Genomic DNA, 16,696 nt, shown 5'->3' on the forward strand with positions numbered 1-16,696 from the left:
CCATGAACAAGAACCTGTATCGTATCGTTTTCAACAAAGCGCGTGGCATGCTGATGGTGGTGGCGGATATCGCCCGTTCCGGTCGTGCCGGGTCTGCTCGTTCACCGGGTCTGGGCCATACGCTGAGCCAGTGTATCGGCAAAATCAGCCCCGTTAGCTTCAGTTTACTGATAGCTCTGGGGGCTATACAGCCGGTGCAGGCAGCGATTATTGCCGACGGTAATGCGCCGGGTGGCCAGCAGCCGACCATCGTCAACAGCGCCAACGGTACGCCACAGGTCAATATCCAAACGCCAAGCGCCGGCGGGGTTTCTCGTAATACCTACAGCCAGTTTGATGTCGACAAGCAGGGCGCGATCCTCAACAACTCCCATAAAATGACCCAGACGCAGCAGGGTGGTTGGGTCGACGGTAACCCGTGGCTGGCGAAAGGTGAAGCCAAGGTGATCCTCAATGAGGTCAACTCCCGGGATCCGAGTCGCCTGAACGGTTATATCGAAGTGGCCGGCCAGCGTGCGCAAGTGGTTATCGCCAACCCGTCCGGCATTACCTGTAATGGCTGCGGCTTTATCAATGCCAACAGAGCCACCCTGACCACCGGCCAGGCGCAAATGAATAACGGCAACCTGACGGGCTTTAACGTTGAACGCGGCGAAGTGGTGGTTGAAGGTGCCGGTATGGACAGTTCACGGCAGGATTATACCGAGATCATTGCGCGATCGACGAAGATCAACGCTGGGCTTTGGGCTAACGATCTTCAGGTCACAACCGGTCGCAACAAGGTCGATGCGGCGCATCAGCAGATCGACAAACAAGGTGACGATCCCGCTACACGCCCGCAATTGGCGGTAGACGTGGCGAAGCTGGGCGGTATGTATGCTGGTAAGATCCGCATGATCGGTACCGAAACCGGCGTCGGGGTGCGCAATGCCGGTAATATCGGCGCACAAGCCGGTAGCGTGGTGGTAACCGCCGACGGTCGTATTGAAAACAGCGGCAAAATCAGCAGCGGCGGCGACATGCAGCTGGCGTCGAAAGGCGGCGTCGGTAACAGCGGTTCGCTGTTTGCAGCAGGTAATGCTGGTGTCAGTAGTGAAAGGGATGTGCAAAACAGCGGCTCTATCGCCGCGCGCAATAATGTGCGCATCCAGGCAGCCAGCCTGAACAGCAGCAAAGGCAGTACGCTGGCAGCCGGTGTGCAGCAAGATGGCAAGCTGGGAGGCAGCGGCGAACTGGCGTTAACCACCAGCGGCAAACTGACCGCGCAGGGCCAAAATTTGGCGGCGGGTAATCTGCACGCTAATGGGCAGGATATGGACATCAGCGGCAGCCGCACTGCTGCTACTCAAGTCACGCTGGATGCGGGGCCTGGGGACTTGACCACGGCCAATGCGCAGGTTGAAGCCACGCAGCAGCTGACGGCCAGCAGCGGCAAGTTCCTCAATAATGAGGGTGGCAAGCTGGCGGCGAATAAACTGGCGCTGAATGCACATGATTTGTCGAACCGGAAGGGCGAAATCACCCAGCTTGGCAGTGATGATTTAACGCTGAACCCACAGGGTAAATTGGATAATGCCGGCGGTCGCATCGCCAGTAACGGTAACGGGCTGACGTTGACGGCCGAGGCGATCGATAACCAGAGCGGTGAAATCGTACATGCGGGCAAAGGCTCGCTGGCGGTGAATACTGGCCGCCTGCAGGGCGATAGCGGCAAACTGCTGTCCAACGGCCAGCTCAGTATGCAGGGCGGCGACTACGTGCTGGACGGCGGCACGACATCGGCGCAGCACATCGCGTTGGATGCCGGGAGCCTGTCTAACCGCAAGGGGCAACTGGTACAGAGCGGCACGGGTGAAATGCGCCTTAGCACCAGGAAGGGGATCGATAATCAGGACGGCCAACTGGTGGCCAACGGCAATGTAACGCTGAATGCCGCGCAGTTAAATAACCAGAGCGGCAAAGTGATTGCCGCGCAGGACGGCAGCCTGAAGGCTCAGGTCAGTGGCGCTATCGATAATCGACAGGGGCAACTGGCAGCCAGCGGCAACACGCAGCTGCAGGCGGACAAGCTGGATAACCGCAAAGGGCTGGTTTCTGCCGCGACGGGCAGCGCTGAAGTGGCGGCGCGACAGGCGTTGGATAATCACGGTGGTCGTATCGAGGCCAAACAGGCCCTACAACTGACCGGTGCCGGGCTGGAAAATCAGGCCGGGCAGGTGGTAGGTGGTGCGCTTTCACTGGCGCTCGGCAAGGGTGCGCTGAACAACCAGCAGGGTATTATCGCCGCCACAGGCGATCTGAGCCTGAGCAGTGGTGCGCTGACCAATGACGGCGGCCTGCTGCAATCTGCCGGTAACATGCATCTTGACACCCAGGGCGCAGCATTGAGCAACCGCCTGAGCGGTGAGACCGGCGGTATCCTCAGCCAGGGTACGTTGACTATCCACAGTGGTGCGCTGGACAACACCCAGGGCATGCTGGTGGGCGCGCGCGCGACCGATCTGTTCACCGGAACGCTCGATAACAGCAAAGGCACGTTGGTCGGCAAGCAAACACTAAACATCAACAGCCTGGCGCTGACTAACGACGGCGGTCTATTGCAGGCGGGTGGCGATGCACGCATCGATACTCAGGGCCAGGCCTTGAGCAACCTCGACAGCGGCAAGAATGGCGGGATCAGCAGCCTGGGCAAACTGGCGATCACCAGCGGTAACGTGAATAACCAGGCCGGCTTTATCGCCAGTTCAGGTGACCTGCAACTGCATGGCGATCAACTGGATAACCGCCGCGGCACGCTGGCTTCCGAGAAGCAACTGTCGGCGACCACCAAGGTGACCAATAATCAGGGTGGGGCGATTAAATCCGGCCAGGATATGGTGCTGAACGCCGAAGAATTGCTGGATAACAGCAATCTGGGGGTGATTGGCGCAGGCAAAAAACTGCAGTTGGACAGCGCGCACCTGGTGAACGATCGGGGCACCTTGGTCAGCGCCGATGCGGCGAAGATTAACGTTGGCCTGCTGGAAAATCGCGCGGGCCAATTGGCGGCGCAGACGGCGCTGGAGCTGCACGGCAACAGCCTCAATAACAACGACGGTGGCTTGATCCAGAGCGGTGGAGGGTTAGATCTGACCGTCGCTCGGCTGACTAATGCCAACAGCGGTGACAAAGGCGGCATCACCAGCCAGGGCGCCATGACCCTTACCACTGGTGTGTTCGATAACGGCCAGGGCGTAGTCATCGCCGGTAAAGGCTTGCAGCTTGACGCCGAAGCGCTGTTGAACGGTGGCGGCAAACTGGTGGCGCAACAGGCATTGGTGCTGAATACCACCGGCGCGGGCGGCCTGAATAATCAGAGTGGCCTGGTGCAGTCGGGCGGTGATATGCGCGTCGACACCCACGGACAGTTGTTGGATAACCTGAACGGCACCTTGCACAGCTTAGGCGAGTTGCAACTCAGCAGCGGTGACCTCAATAACCAGGGCGGTACGTTGGGCGCCAAAGGCGATTTCACCCTGACGGCACTGAAACTGGACAACAGTAACGGCGGGCGGATCATCGGTGAGAAGGCGGTCCGGCTTGCCAGCGCGGGTTTGGATAACCGTAACGGGCAAATTCAGGCGGTCGGCAATCTGTTGCTGGACAGCGCGCAGGGGCTTATCGACAACGCTCTGGGGCTGATCCGCAGCGGTGCTACCGTGACGCTTAATGCGTTGCAGTTCATCAACGACGGCACCAAGGCGGAAAATAAAGGGCTGGAAGGCCAATCCGTAGCGCTTAACACCGGTTCGTTAAGCAACCGTGGTGGCAGCATTCTGGCTAACCAACAACTCACCCTGACCAACGGTGGGCAGTTGGATAATACCGCTGGCCAACTGGCCGCGAGTGAAAACCTGCAGTTGCAGGGGGCAGGGCTTAATCTTCTGAACACCGGCGGCACGATCAAAGCCGGTAAGCTGCTGGACATCAATGCAGCAGCGGTCGGTGGCGACGGGCAATTGCTGTCGTTGGGCGATATCAATTTGGTCAGCGCACAGGGCATAAATAACAGCGGCGAGATGATCGCCAACGGCAATTTCAACTTCACCACGCCGGGCGATGTGACCAACAGCGGCAAACTGCTGGCGGGCGCGAAGCTGGATCTGCACGCCAATAACCTCTTTAACGCCGTCAGCGGCGAGATCAACGCCGGGCAGGATTGGCTGACGGTGAACGGCACCCTGACCAACTACGGTCTGATCGATGGCAAGCACACCCTGCTGACGGCCAACACGTTGAACAACATCGGCACCGGCCGTATTTATGGCGACGCCATCGGCGTGCAAACTGAGACCTTCAACAATCTGGCGGAAAACGGCACCGCCGCGACGCTGGCCGGGCGCGAGCGGGTGGATATCGGCACCCAAACGCTGAACAACGACGATCACGGGTTGATTTACAGCGGTGGCGATATGGCCATTGGCGGATTGTTGGATGCCAACTCTCTGGCCAGTGGTCAGGCAGGCACCATTAACAATCACAGCTCGACCATTGAATCTGCGGGCAACATGGCTATATCGGCTGGGCAGATCAATAACGTCAACGACCGTTTCAGTACCGAATTGGTCACCGTTTCCAACGAAAAAGTCACCGAGTACCAGCAGTCGGGCGATCCGGTGCGCTGGAAAGCAGGGGAAGAGGGCGTCTTTGTTGACCGCAATTCATCAGACTCGTTGCTGAACCTGAACACCCCCGGGAAGACCGGTCATAACAACGACAGATTCAGCCAATACGACTACAACCGAAGGGTGCAGGAAACCCAGATCAAGGAAAGCGATCCGGCCAAAATCATTGCGGGCGGCGACATGGCGATCAACGCCGGGCATCTGCTGAACGACAAGAGCCAGGTGATCGCGGGGGGGACGCTGGCGATTAACGCCGGCAGTGTGGATAACGTGTCGGTACCGGGCCAGCGCCTGACCACCGACGTCGGCGAAGTGACCAGCTATTACCGCATCAAGAAGAAAGGGAAAGACAAGCAGGGGCACGATGCCACGGCTTATACGCCGCCGACCACCATTCAGACCATTGCACTGAAACCGAGCCAACTGATTGACCACGGCCAGGTGGCAGGCAACCCGATCGCCATTGCACCGCTGACGCAGCAGGGCACCAATACCGCCATCGGCGCTGCTGGTGGGGTCAATGCGGTGGTCACCGGTACCGATATTTCCGCTGGAATGCAGACCATCGGCAGCGGTGCGCTGCCGGTGATTCAAGCGGTGGCACTGCAACCGGGCCAGCAGTTCGAAGTCGCCAACAAGGTTAATAGCCAACAGGGTGACGCGGCAGACAGCGTGGTGCGTATTGTCGGGCCAGACACCCGCTTGCCAGACAACAGCCTGTTCAAGACCAATCCGGCACCGGGTGGTCAGTACCTGGTGGAGACCGATCCGCGTTTCACCAACCAAAAAGCCTGGTTGGGTTCGGATTACATGTTGGCTAAAGCGACCAATACCCCGGACAACGTGCTGAAGCGCCTGGGTGACGGTTACTACGAGCAGCGGCTGATCCGTGAACAGGTGATCAATCTGACCGGCCAGCGCTATCTGGACGGTTACAACAACGACGAAGAACAGTTTAAGGCGCTGATGGATCAGGGGTTGGCTTTCAGTCAGCAATATAACCTGAAGGTCGGCGTGGCGCTGACGCCAGAGCAAATGGGGCTGCTGACCAAAGACATCGTTTGGTTGGTGAATGCCAAAGTCACCCTGCCGGACGGCAGCCAGCAAGACGTACTGGTGCCGCAGGTGTATGCCCGCATGCAACCGGGCGATCTGGACGGTTCCGGTGCGTTGATTGCCGGGCGTAACGTTAACCTCAACCTGGGCGAAGGCCTGTTCAACAGCGGCCATATCGCCGGGCGTGAAGTGGTGAAACTGAGTGCCGCCAATATCACCAACGTGGCGGGCAACATTCAGGGGGCTGACGTTGGCCTGATTGCTCGTACCGACATCAACAATATCGGTGGGGTGATCCAGGGCAACAACGCGCTGCTGGCCAACGCCGGACGTGACATCAATGCCATCAGCACCACCCGAACGGCGCAGAGCGTTAACGGTGCCAACAGCTTCGAGCGCACCAACATCGACAGCGTGGCGGGCATGTACGTGCAGGGGGCCGACGGCAAGCTGATGCTGCACGCCGGTCGCGACATCAAACTGGATGCGGCGCAGGTGGTCAATAGCGGTGAGAACGGCCAAACGGTGCTGAATGCCGGACGCGATCTCACCCTGAATACGGTGACTACCGCCAGCCGCGACACCCTGGTTTGGGATGGCGACAACAGCCTGAAACAGGGCAACAGCCAGCAGGTAGGCAGCGAAGTGGTGGGCAAAGGGGCCGTAACCCTCAACGCGGGGAACGATATCACTGCCCATGCGGCAACGGTTTCTGCCGGCGATGCATTGAACCTCAATGCCGGTCATGACATCAATATTCTCAGCGGTGAGAACACCCTCGATCTGGACGAGCGCCACAAGGTGACCGGTGGTAACGGCCTTATGTCGAAAACCACCACCACCACCCGCGACACCCTGGATCGCCAGACCGTGCAGGGCAGCACCCTGAGCGGCGACAGCATTAATGTGTTGGCGGGCAACGATCTGCGGGTACAGGGCAGCAGCGTGGCCGGGACTCAGGACGTGAAACTGCTGGCAGGTAACGATCTGAGCATCACCGGTGCGACCGAAAGCAACAGCGAACTGCACCTCAAGCAGGAGAAAAAATCCGGCCTGATGAGCAGCGGCGGCATCGGCATCAGCTACGGTACCGAAAGCCTGAAAACCACGGACACCGCACAGGGGCTGACCAATCAGGGCAGCACCGTCGGTAGCGTAAACGGCAATGTCACCCTGGGGGCCGGCAATAATCTGGCGGTGACCGGCTCCGAGCTGGTGGCCGGCAAGGACATGGCGCTGAGCGGCAAGAATGTGTCGGTGACGCAGGCGCAGGATGAAAACAGCCAGACCCACAAGGTCGAGCAGAAAAAATCCGGCCTGACGCTGGCGCTTTCCGGTACAGTCGGCAGTGCGCTGAACACCGCGGTAGAAACCTCGCAACAGGCAAAATCCACTGACGACAGCCGCCTGGCGGCACTGCAGGGTACCAAAGCGGCGTTGAGCGGTGTGCAGGCCGTGCAGGCTGCGCGTTTGGCGCAGGCACAGGGCGCGGATCCGGCCAATAACAACATGGTGGGGATCAGCATTTCCTATGGCTCCCAGTCTTCCACCTCTACTCAAAACAGCGGGCAGAGCACCGCGCAGGGCAGCAGCCTGACGGCGGGCAACAACCTGAGCATCACCGCGAGCGGCAACGGCGTGAAGGGCCAGGACGGCGACATTCTGGTGCAGGGCAGCCAACTGCAAGCGGGCAAAGACGTGACCCTGAACGCCAACCGCGACGTGAACCTGCTTTCCGCCAAAAACACCCAGTATCTGGACGGCAAGAACGAGAGCCAGGGCGGTACGCTGGGCGTGGGTATCGGTGTCGGGTCCGGCGGCATTGGGCTGAGCGTTTCCGCCAGCGTCAACAAGGGCAAAGGCAACGAGAAAGGCAACGGCACCAGCCACACCGAAACCACGGTTAACGCCGGTAATCAGGTCAACATTATCAGCGGGCGCGATACCAACCTGATCGGTGCACAGGTCACCGGCGAATCGGTCAAGGCCGACGTGGGCCGCAACCTGCTGCTGGAAAGCCAGCAGGACAGCGATCGTTACGATTCCAAACAGCAGAACGCCAGCGCCGGCGGCAGCTTCACCTTTGGCTCCATGACAGGTTCAGGCAGCATCAGCCTGAGCAAAGACAAGATGCACAGCAATTACGACAGCGTGCAGGAGCAGACGGGTATCTTCGCCGGTAAAGGTGGCTTTGACCTGACGGTGGGCGAGCACACCCAGCTTAACGGCGCGGTGATCGGCAGCACCGCCACGGCGGATAAAAACAAACTCGATACCGGCACGCTGGGCTTTAAGGACATCCACAATCAGGCGGACTTCGAGGTAGAACACCAGAGCGTGGGCATCAGCTCCGGCGGCAGCATCGGCAGCCAGTTCGCCGGCAACATGGCCAACGGCCTGCTGGTGGGCGCCAACAACAGTGGGCATGACAGCTCCACCACCAAATCTGCGGTGAGTGACGGCACCATCATCATCCGCGATCAGGACAAACAGACGCAGAACGTCAACGATCTGAGCCGCGACGTCGAGCACGCCAACCAGACGTTAAGCCCGATCTTCGACAAAGAGAAAGAGCAGAAACGGTTGCAGCAGGCACAGCTGATCGGCGAGATCGGCAATCAGGCGATGGACATTGCGCGGACGGAGGGGGATATCCGCTCCATCAATGCGGGCAAGGCAGAGCTAGCGAAGAAAGGGATCAAAGAGCCGGAGAAAGGGGCTGACAAGGAAGAGTGGAAAGCCTACAACGAGAAGTTGCACGCGACAGACAGTTACAAAGCGACGCAGAAAGAGTGGGGTACTGGCAGCTCAGTTCAAAAAGGCATGCAGGCGGCCACGGCGGCGATTCAGGGGCTGGCGGGCAACAATCTTGCGCAGGCGATGGCCGGGGGGCTTAGCCCTTATGCGGCCGGGGTCATCAAGGCGATGACGACCAATGCTGACGGCAGCACCAACGTTGCCGCGAACGCGATGGCGCATGCGGTGTGGGGGGCGGTAGCGGCCAAAGCCAGCGGTAACAGCGCCCTGGCGGGGGCAGCCGGTGCGGCCAGCGGAGAGCTGATGGCGCGTTATATTGCTGGCGAACTTTACCCGGATGTGAAACCGGAAAATCTGACGGAAGACCAAAAACAGACCCTGAGTGCGCTGGGAACATTAGCCGCAGGGCTGGCCGGCGGACTGGTGGGTGACGGCACCGGGGATGCAGTCGCAGGTGCGCAAAGCGGCAAGAACGCGGTGGAGAATAATGCGCTGAGTGATATTGTACAGGCGCAGTCTGAAGGTAAAACGCTGGAGCAGAAAGCTGGTGAGTACGTTGAGGCTGAAAACGAGCGCTATAAGAAGGTAAACTGCGGCGGAATGAGCGCCGAAGCCTGCTCTGTGAAGATGTATACGGAGCGGCGTGAAGCGTTGAAAGATATGGTGTCAACGGGTGCAGATTTTGTACCGGTGGTGGGTACTATAAAAAGTGCAGCGGAGGCACAGTCAGCACTGGATTATCTCAACGTGGCCGCTTCCCTTATACCGGGAGAGCGTGTTGCAGCGGGTGTGCTGAAAGCGGCAGAGAAAGCGCTGGCTAAAGGGGATATTGCTGAAGCTTCGACACTGATTAATAAGGCCAGTGATGAGATAGCAACCACAATACGCCCAGGTCATAGGCAATCAGAAATTGATGTAGGTAAAGATCTCGGTGACGGATGGCGCGAGCAAGTCAGCTTCAAGGATGGTAAAGAAGTTCCCTACGGTACAAAAGGTGGGGTTCGCCCTGACTGGTGTAAGGGGAATGTCTGTAGTGTTGAAGTAAAGAACTATAACATTGCGACTAATCAGAGCGGGCTGATCAATAATGTGTCTAAACAGGCGATCCAGCGTGCTGAGAATTTACCGACAGGAATGCAGCAGCGAGTCATTATTGATGTGCGTGGGCAAAGTGTGTCAGTAGAGCAAGAGAGAGCAATTATTAAAGGAATTGTCCAGAAATCTAATGGTGCTATCGATCCAGCTGCAATTGAATTCAAAAGGTAACTTGCATGAAACACATAGGATTTTATGGTGGTAGCTCTATCGTTGAGCTTGGCTATCCTTCAGATATGGTTGGTTTTTTTTCTATTTTAAATGAAAAGGTTAATGATAAGGAAGATGAGTGTTTACTTGCACAACTTTATCTTAGATATATTCATTTCAATGACTTAGACAAAACTTATTCATTAATAACAAAATTACGCAAACTTTTACCAAAAGACGTTGAGCAGAGGTTTTTTAAATACTTTGATGGTATTGAACATTGCATAAAATCTGCGAAAGGGTTTTATGAAGACTGGAATATTTATAAGCCGGTAAGAATAGTAGTGACTGACATGCCGGATTTTATGGTACATAGAGATCGAGTTGTAGAGGAATATGACGCATTGGCCTCTGATGATACCCCATTTTGGCTACGTTGAGTTAAAACAAATCCCGGCCTTGCGCCGGGATCTTCACATCTAAGCCCTAAAACCTCCCTCTTCCCGCCGCCGTAATCGGAGTACACTGGGTGCGGCGGTGATCCCGGATCCGGTCCACCAATCCCCACCAATAGCCAGCTCGCCATTCTGCCGCACCCAGTCCGCCCCCAGATCCGTGCGGTGCTGGCTGGCCTCGCACAGTGCTTCCCAGATAGCATCGTCGATAACGGTAGTGATCCACAGTTCATCTGGCCGCAGGGTGAGTTACAACGGTTCACCGATGCCAAAACCCAATTCGGCCAGCTCAACGCCAGAGATTGTCAGTTCCGGGATAGGTTCAGGAATAAAAGTGATGTTCATAGGGCGCTTCCTTCTGTGGCGGGTACTATGCGGATGATCAACCGCCCCGGTTCTGTGATCACCTCGATCCTCCGGCCGGTGGTAAAGCCGCATTGCTCAAGCCATTTACCTGTAAGGGTCAGCTGTGGCGGTGGGTTGGGCCTGCCGCCGTTGGGGCGATAGCCAACAATGCACTTGCGTGCTTGGGGTGTGGCGGGTTCTGACGTAGAATCTGCTCTAGCCATAGTAACTACCTCTTTAGTTGCTTGTGGTGAGCAGTAACAGCAGGTTGCATCCTGTTGTTACTGCGTTATTTTCACTACCCTTCTTTTGTAACTTTTCTTGCTGAATCCCAACGTCGGGTTTGATAGCGTATAATCAAACTTTCCAATACTTCACGGATAATTGCTTGTTCATCCTCGTTCAACTGGCTGGCTGCTTCGAACTGTAATTTCAGTGTATTGATATGCCCACGTTCATGTTCATCGAAAAGCAATGAATCAGTGCTGATATATAATGCTGAAGCTATTTTTTTGATGGCATCCAATGACGGGAGTGATTGAGAGTTTTCATATTTTTTCCAGCTATTTATATGTACTCCAACCATATCTGCCATAGCTTGTTGAGAAAGTCCTAACTTTTTACGCAACACATTTAATCGGGCACCTAATGACATAGAAACAGAGTCCTGTTAAAGGGAATTACCCAGATAGTACCCGATGCTGCCTTTATGGAATGGGTTTATATTTTTAGTATGATTTAATGTCTAAAATAACACATCATATTGTTCTTTTATTTGCGAGATACTTCGCAAACCGCTAATCGGCGTCGGTTCCGGCGGTATTGGGCTGAGCGTTTCGGCCAGCGGTAACAGCGCCTGGCTGAAGGGCAAAAGCGTCTCAATACGGTCGATACAATGGGTAATGGTAAACTTAATCCTGCAGAGGCAGCAGTCGCAGCGAGAATGGAGACGGTTTTAGGCTCAATGGAGCGCTTACCTGATTCAGTCGCCGGGCAGAAAAGTGCTGACTTTGTTATTACCAGCGGACCACAGGCTGGAAAGACTGTTGATTTGATGTATACGACGAAAAATCTTTCGCAGAAAGAAATTGATGGTCTAAATAAGTTCTATGAGAAAAATATGACCACATCTCCAATTGAGGGGAAAATTCCAGCAGGGCAACAAAAAATTCTTGACCATTTAGGTAAGGCAGATATTGTTCCTGTGGACTTTAGTGTGCTGACACCGAGTAATCAAAAGGTGCTCTTAGACTTTGTAAAAAAACTACCTGAGTCGCAGCAATCAAAAATTATTATTATGAGGTAAGTATTATGGGGTCTACAGTTTTCTTCGGTTACACTACGGATAAAAGTTTACATGTGACATTGAATCGTGGGGCTTCGGATGCTTTGGAGTTACTTATTGATGATGCGTTGGAAAAAAAACATCCCAAACTCCATGAGAAGATAATGGAAATGCTTCCACTTGACCAAATCCATTTCGTCGAGCTAGATAGCCATGAATTCAATATGGTGATTAGAGCGATTCGTCAGTGCATTTCCTCTTGGGATGCACCGACGGAATGGCAATTACGAGAGAAGAAAGTCTGGGAGGAAGAGGCTGAACCATTAGTTGTGTTGGATCCAAGATATATTCAGGAGATGGATTATGATTAATGAGCAAGAGAATTATCAGAAAATAGGTCAACTCCTGATAAATGCAGGGCCGGAAGATGCGAAGAAGATCATAGCTAGAGCTGAGCTGTTCCCTGAAGGTTATGGTTGCAAATGTGCGTTTTACTATGTTGATTTTTAATGGAATTTATATTTGTTCGATCCTGATGAGAGAACGATGAGAGATCTGAAAAAACTGTTAGTCGAACTCCGTACCTACTACATTGAGAACAACCTGACCAATGGTCAGTCGGGTTGTTACGGATTAGATGTGGAACGAATGAAGTTAGGTATAGAGTTCCGCTACACTGACTAAAAAATAATCCCGGTTTTTTTCACCTGAATCGGGCTTTGCCTTTTTAGGTTCCGCTTAGTTCTGATCGCCAGATCTGATAACCACTCCATTTTAACGGTGATGATAAGTAGGATCAGGCTACGCCCTGAATGTCTTGCATAGGTGAGAAGCCATTATAGTGCCATATTGGTTCGCTCATGGTTATAGAACCTATAAATAGATGTTGCATACTATTCCATCTAGAGATGAATTGAAGTGTAAATTAGAACGATTTTGCTCTGGTGATGAAAGCCGGGAGAAAATTTCGGCATGGGCAATGTCAATTATTGATGATGATTCAATTCGGATTAGCGACCCTATTGTATGGGATATTCTCGAGTCGTTAGGAGCTGTTGACCTCCCATCAACAGATAGAGCTTATTTGTATGATTTAGCCGATTTTGAAAGCTGGTTAGCATTTTGACATTGAGAGACTTTTCAACATCAGCACAACAAACTGGTGCTAAATGGACCATAGATTTAATGACTCCATCTATAAATGGTGGAAGAAGGGTGGAGATTAAATGCAAATGATTAAAAATATCAATGATATATATACATCTGTTGCCGAAAGTTCTTATGGATTGTCTATGGGGGCTATATGGCAACATATCAGTGTTGAATGTTCTGAGTTACCTGATAACTATTCTTTCAGGAAAAAAGTATTTTTTGTTATTTTGGGTAACTTATTGAATGATAAAAAATCAAACTAGCTACGAATGGCGAGTTTTTGACTAATCCTGTTGAGCAACAAATAAAAATATTGCAAGAGGCCTGGCCTGCTTACCCATATGAAGATGAGGATGATGATTTAGATGAATATGGAATGTGGTTTTTAGTTAAGGCACCTGTTGGGGTTGTTTGGATAACACCTGATGGTGGAGAGCTATGGACTTGAAATAATCCCGTCCACCTAGCCGAGATCCTTTTATCAGCCGTTACCAGCATCATCCGTTACGGCGCTTGAACACTGGCGCATCGCCGATATCGTTCAGCGCGCCCGGAAAATCCTTCAGTCACAGGGCCACCTTCTTGCGGTTGTCGAGAATAATTATCTGAGCAGTAAGCAGATAGATGCATGGTCTGCTGAAATGAAATCCTGTCAGGCCTGCGGCGGTGAGTGACGGCACCATCATCATCCGCGATCAGGACAAACAGACGCAGAACGTCAACGATCTGAGCCGCGACGTCGAGCATGCCAACCAGACGTTAAGCCCGATCTTCGACAAAGAGAAAGAGCAGAAACGGTTGCAGCAGGCACAGCTGATCGGCGAGATCGGCAATCAGGCGATGGATATTGCGCGGACCGAGGGTTCGATCGCCGCGACCAAAGCCGCCAACGAGAAAATGAATAACGTTACCGATGCCGATCGCAAGGCAGCAGCGGATAAGTTGGCGAAAGAGAAACCGGGCAAGGTCATCACCGACAAAGATATCAACGCGCAGATTTACCAGACGGCCTATAACCAGGCGTTTAGCGAGTCGGGCTATGGCACGGGCGGCAAGGTGCAGCAAGGCATGCAGGCGGCAGTTGCCGCGGTGCAAGGGTTGGCCGGTGGCGATCTGAAGGCGGCGATTGCCGGCGGGGCTGCGCCGTATCTGGCGGAACAGATTCATCGTCTGGCACCCAATGAGGAAAGCAGAATTATCGCGCATGCCGTGGTGGCTGGCGCACTGGCAGAACTGCAAGGTCAGTCGGCTGCTGCCGGTGCTGCGGGCGCTGCAACGGCAGCATTGGGTACCAAGGCGATCGCCGAGGCGATGTTCGGCACCAGCGATTTCAGCAAGATGAGCGAAGAGCAGCGCCAGACGGTTTCCGCGTTGGCTACGCTGGCAGGCGGTTTGGCCGGTGGTCTGGCAAGCGGTGATACGGCGGGGGCGGTCGTTGGTGGACAATCAGGTAAGAATACCTCTGAGAACAATGACCAGTTTAGTTTCCCTCCAGGGATGATGAGTTCTGGTCAAGCTGCGTTCACTTTGGGCAAGTATATGACAGAGCATGACGCGACTCCGGAACAAATGACTACGGCACAGTCTGATTTGGCGCGTGGTTTGGGAACTGGTGCACCACAGCCTGCAACCGAGTTTGTTAAGGCTTGGGCGCTATTGATGAGTGGTGTCGGGGGGGCTGTCATAGCACCAACTGCTGGTACTGCGGCCGTTATTGGTGGCGGGGCCTTCGGTGGTATTTCTGATGCGGGTAAGCAGTTGCTTACTATGAAGCCAAATGAGACATATAGTTACACCGATACTTTAATAGCCATTGGTACCGGCGCATTAACGCAGGGTAAAGGGCTGGTACTTTCAGAGGCCGTAAATACAAGTGGTGCATATTTAGGAAGTAAAGTTAAAGGTGAGGATGCTACAGGGGCTGTAACAGGTGCTGTATTTGGTACATTCATCGGTTATAAAGGTGGCGAAAAGATAACCAAGGGAATTATATCTAAAGGCATATCACCCATTACTGCTGAAGCGGCTGGGGTTGTGGGTGGCGGTGTGGCCGGGACAGTGGTAGGCGCTGGGATTGAGGCTGGGATGAAAGCTGAGGATAAAAATAATGGAAAATAAACGTGTAGGTTTCTCAATGTTTTTATATTTATTTTTTTCATTTTCATTGTTGATAATAGCAATAGCTATTTTGGCGAGTTTTATTGCGCCAATAATTTTCTTCGTCCGTAATGGGGTTTTTGATTATCGGTTAGAGACGTTTGTTTTTGCTTGCAAAGCTGGGGCAGGTGCTGGTATTCCATTAGGGATTGGCGTTTGGGTGTTTGCGAAAATAGAAGAGATACGGAAACGAAAACTAAGCGATAAAGATAGGTGACTCTATTTTTTAACCGGTTTTTTTATGATGTATATGAGAGGGATTTTGTGGTGAGATTAAAATTAATTGCCGTTTTTCTATCAGTCACTGCTGTTTCTGGCTGTTCCGTGAACTTAACAAAATCTGTTGATGATTACGCAGGGGCGGATTTTGCCAGGATCAGGGTAAAAAACTACCTGCCACCATTAACTCTTGAAGTTTATGAAAAAGCAGGACAGTGCTACAAGCTTGTGGATGCCAAGAGCTTGACTGCGGGTGTTAATGTCATTGGTATCAAGTCTACCTACAATAAAAAATTACCGGGCATGTTGCCGCCGTCGCCTGAAATGCAGGGCATGGATGCGATAGAGTATAAAATTAAAGCGAATCAACATGTCAGCATCACCTATAAAGAAGAGACGTTTAGATCGCAATATAATCAAACTATAGCTACGCGTTCAAGCAGTTTCATTCCGGAGGTTGGTCATGATTATGATATCTACCCAGTCAACTCGGGGGTGAATATTGTTGATCTGACTAGCAGCAACCATGCACCAAAGTCTTGGGGCAATGAAGACAAAGAGTGCAATTATAAAACGGGTTTGCTGGGCGGGAGGAATTACTATTGATGCGTGGCAGTTCGCAAGTTACCGGTTTCACTGATTAATTATTATGTCGGACCTGCTAGTCTTTAACCTTATCTATTATTGGGTTTGATAAGATTAATTCAATTATTTATGCCGTTAATACGGCATGGAAAGCTATTTTTGTACCTAAGTTGTTCCACTTACTATTAAGGATGATTGCATGAAAAAGTTAGCTATTGCCACTCTGGCCCTTTCTACCTTGGGCTTCGGCGCTGCGGCACAGGCTGGCCAAAGCACTATTACCGCCGGATATGCGCAGAGCAAGGTGCAGGACTTCAAAAACATCAACGGCGTGAATATCAAATACCGCTATGAGTGGGATTCGCCAATCAGCGTTATCAGCTCATTTACCTATATGAGCGGTGATAAGGACGAATCGTACAATGTTTATCGTGATGTGGTTAATAATCATGCCGAAGTGAAATATTACTCGCTGTCCGTTGGCCCGGCATACCGTTTTAATCAATATATCAGCGTTTACGGGTTGCTGGGTTTGAACTATAACAAGGTTGATTACACGTCCTCCTGGAGCAATTACGCTTACGACACTTACGAATATATGGGTGAAGAAAGCGGTAACCAGAAGAAAACCTCCTTTATGTACGGCGTCGGTTTCCAGGTAAACCTAATGGAAAATCTGGCGGTGGATATCGGTTATGATGTAAGCATACCCGTTTTAGTTCCACGCACTTTTTGAGACTTCCGTGTTTTCAGCCATCAGTCGGTACTCTTCCGGC

Annotated in this window: 13 protein-coding genes and 1 pseudogene; 11 read left to right on the plus strand and 3 right to left on the minus strand. The window is 53.0% G+C overall.

What is annotated here, in order from left to right; genetic code table 11:
* Positions 1-2: 2 nt before the first annotated feature.
* Both AC2FC2_RS08950 and AC2FC2_RS08955 read left to right on the plus strand, forming a co-directional pair.
* Positions 3-9,743, plus strand: coding sequence for a hemagglutinin repeat-containing protein (locus tag AC2FC2_RS08950; RefSeq protein ID WP_490659091.1), 9,741 nt, complete (start codon positions 3-5; stop codon positions 9,741-9,743).
* 5 nt (positions 9,744-9,748) lie between these two features.
* Positions 9,749-10,162, plus strand: coding sequence for a hypothetical protein (locus AC2FC2_RS08955; RefSeq protein WP_209637398.1), 414 nt, complete (start codon positions 9,749-9,751; stop codon positions 10,160-10,162).
* A gap of 39 nt (positions 10,163-10,201) precedes the next feature.
* Here AC2FC2_RS08955 and AC2FC2_RS08960 read toward each other — a convergent pair whose 3' ends face one another.
* The 3 genes from AC2FC2_RS08960 to AC2FC2_RS08970 form a co-directional block, all read right to left on the minus strand.
* Positions 10,202-10,420: a hypothetical protein gene (locus AC2FC2_RS08960; RefSeq protein ID WP_490659102.1), complete on the minus strand. Its 219-nt coding sequence runs from the start codon at positions 10,418-10,420 to the stop codon at positions 10,202-10,204.
* Positions 10,421-10,518: 98 nt separating this feature from the next.
* On the minus strand, positions 10,519-10,746 hold the full coding sequence (locus AC2FC2_RS08965) for a SymE family type I addiction module toxin (protein WP_490659092.1): 228 nt from the start codon (positions 10,744-10,746) through the stop codon (positions 10,519-10,521).
* 74 nt (positions 10,747-10,820) lie between these two features.
* Complete coding sequence (locus AC2FC2_RS08970) at positions 10,821-11,177, minus strand: helix-turn-helix domain-containing protein (RefSeq protein WP_490659093.1); 357 nt, start codon at positions 11,175-11,177, stop codon at positions 10,821-10,823.
* Between the two features lie 240 nt (positions 11,178-11,417).
* Here AC2FC2_RS08970 and AC2FC2_RS08975 point away from each other — a divergent pair, with 240 nt between their 5' ends.
* The 9 genes and pseudogenes from AC2FC2_RS08975 (at position 11,418) to AC2FC2_RS09015 (ending at position 16,656) form a co-directional block, all read left to right on the plus strand.
* Positions 11,418-11,828, plus strand: a complete 411-nt coding sequence (locus tag AC2FC2_RS08975; RefSeq protein ID WP_490659094.1) for a hypothetical protein — start codon at positions 11,418-11,420, stop codon at positions 11,826-11,828.
* A 5-nt stretch (positions 11,829-11,833) separates the two neighbouring features.
* Complete coding sequence (locus AC2FC2_RS08980; protein WP_490659095.1) at positions 11,834-12,178, plus strand: hypothetical protein; 345 nt, start codon at positions 11,834-11,836, stop codon at positions 12,176-12,178.
* The gene (locus AC2FC2_RS08985) at positions 12,171-12,317 is read left to right on the plus strand and encodes a hypothetical protein (RefSeq protein ID WP_490659096.1); all 147 of its coding nucleotides are present in this window, start codon (positions 12,171-12,173) and stop codon (positions 12,315-12,317) included. The genes AC2FC2_RS08980 and AC2FC2_RS08985 overlap by 8 nt, the downstream gene beginning before the upstream one ends.
* Before the next feature lie 373 nt (positions 12,318-12,690).
* The gene (locus tag AC2FC2_RS08990) at positions 12,691-12,933 is read left to right on the plus strand and encodes a hypothetical protein (RefSeq protein ID WP_490659097.1); all 243 of its coding nucleotides are present in this window, start codon (positions 12,691-12,693) and stop codon (positions 12,931-12,933) included.
* A 106-nt stretch (positions 12,934-13,039) separates the two neighbouring features.
* Positions 13,040-13,407, plus strand: a pseudogene (locus AC2FC2_RS08995) (DUF596 domain-containing protein).
* 218 nt (positions 13,408-13,625) lie between these two features.
* Positions 13,626-15,077: a VENN motif pre-toxin domain-containing protein gene (locus tag AC2FC2_RS09000; protein ID WP_490659098.1), complete on the plus strand. Its 1,452-nt coding sequence runs from the start codon at positions 13,626-13,628 to the stop codon at positions 15,075-15,077.
* On the plus strand, positions 15,067-15,333 hold the full coding sequence (locus AC2FC2_RS09005) for a hypothetical protein (protein ID WP_209637406.1): 267 nt from the start codon (positions 15,067-15,069) through the stop codon (positions 15,331-15,333). Before AC2FC2_RS09000 ends, AC2FC2_RS09005 begins: the two co-directional genes overlap by 11 nt.
* 50 nt (positions 15,334-15,383) lie before the next feature.
* Positions 15,384-15,941 carry a hypothetical protein gene (locus AC2FC2_RS09010; RefSeq protein WP_245209960.1) on the plus strand — a complete coding sequence of 186 codons (558 nt, stop codon included), beginning with the start codon at positions 15,384-15,386 and terminating at the stop codon, positions 15,939-15,941.
* A 178-nt stretch (positions 15,942-16,119) separates the two neighbouring features.
* Entirely contained in the window at positions 16,120-16,656 is a 537-nt protein-coding gene (locus AC2FC2_RS09015) for an Ail/Lom family outer membrane beta-barrel protein (RefSeq protein ID WP_490659099.1), read from the plus strand.
* Positions 16,657-16,696: the final 40 nt, after the last annotated feature.

It is taken from the genome of Serratia sp. CoH_122_TC_1 (assembly GCF_058191755.1).

Bases quoted from the DNA above. Each gene is read 5' to 3' on its own strand.
- AC2FC2_RS08975 (WP_490659094.1), top strand. From the start codon at position 11,418: ATGGGTAATGGTAAACTTAATCCTGCAGAGGCAGCAGTCGCAGCGAGA.
- AC2FC2_RS08970 (WP_490659093.1), bottom strand. From the start codon at position 11,177: ATGTCATTAGGTGCCCGATTAAATGTGTTGCGTAAAAAGTTAGGACTT.
- AC2FC2_RS08955 (WP_209637398.1), top strand. From the start codon at position 9,749: ATGAAACACATAGGATTTTATGGTGGTAGCTCTATCGTTGAGCTTGGC.
- AC2FC2_RS09005 (WP_209637406.1), top strand. From the start codon at position 15,067: ATGGAAAATAAACGTGTAGGTTTCTCAATGTTTTTATATTTATTTTTT.
- AC2FC2_RS08950 (WP_490659091.1), top strand. From the start codon at position 3: ATGAACAAGAACCTGTATCGTATCGTTTTCAACAAAGCGCGTGGCATG.
- AC2FC2_RS08980 (WP_490659095.1), top strand. From the start codon at position 11,834: ATGGGGTCTACAGTTTTCTTCGGTTACACTACGGATAAAAGTTTACAT.
- AC2FC2_RS08990 (WP_490659097.1), top strand. From the start codon at position 12,691: ATGTTGCATACTATTCCATCTAGAGATGAATTGAAGTGTAAATTAGAA.
- AC2FC2_RS09015 (WP_490659099.1), top strand. From the start codon at position 16,120: ATGAAAAAGTTAGCTATTGCCACTCTGGCCCTTTCTACCTTGGGCTTC.
- AC2FC2_RS08965 (WP_490659092.1), bottom strand. From the start codon at position 10,746: ATGGCTAGAGCAGATTCTACGTCAGAACCCGCCACACCCCAAGCACGC.
- AC2FC2_RS08985 (WP_490659096.1), top strand. From the start codon at position 12,171: ATGATTAATGAGCAAGAGAATTATCAGAAAATAGGTCAACTCCTGATA.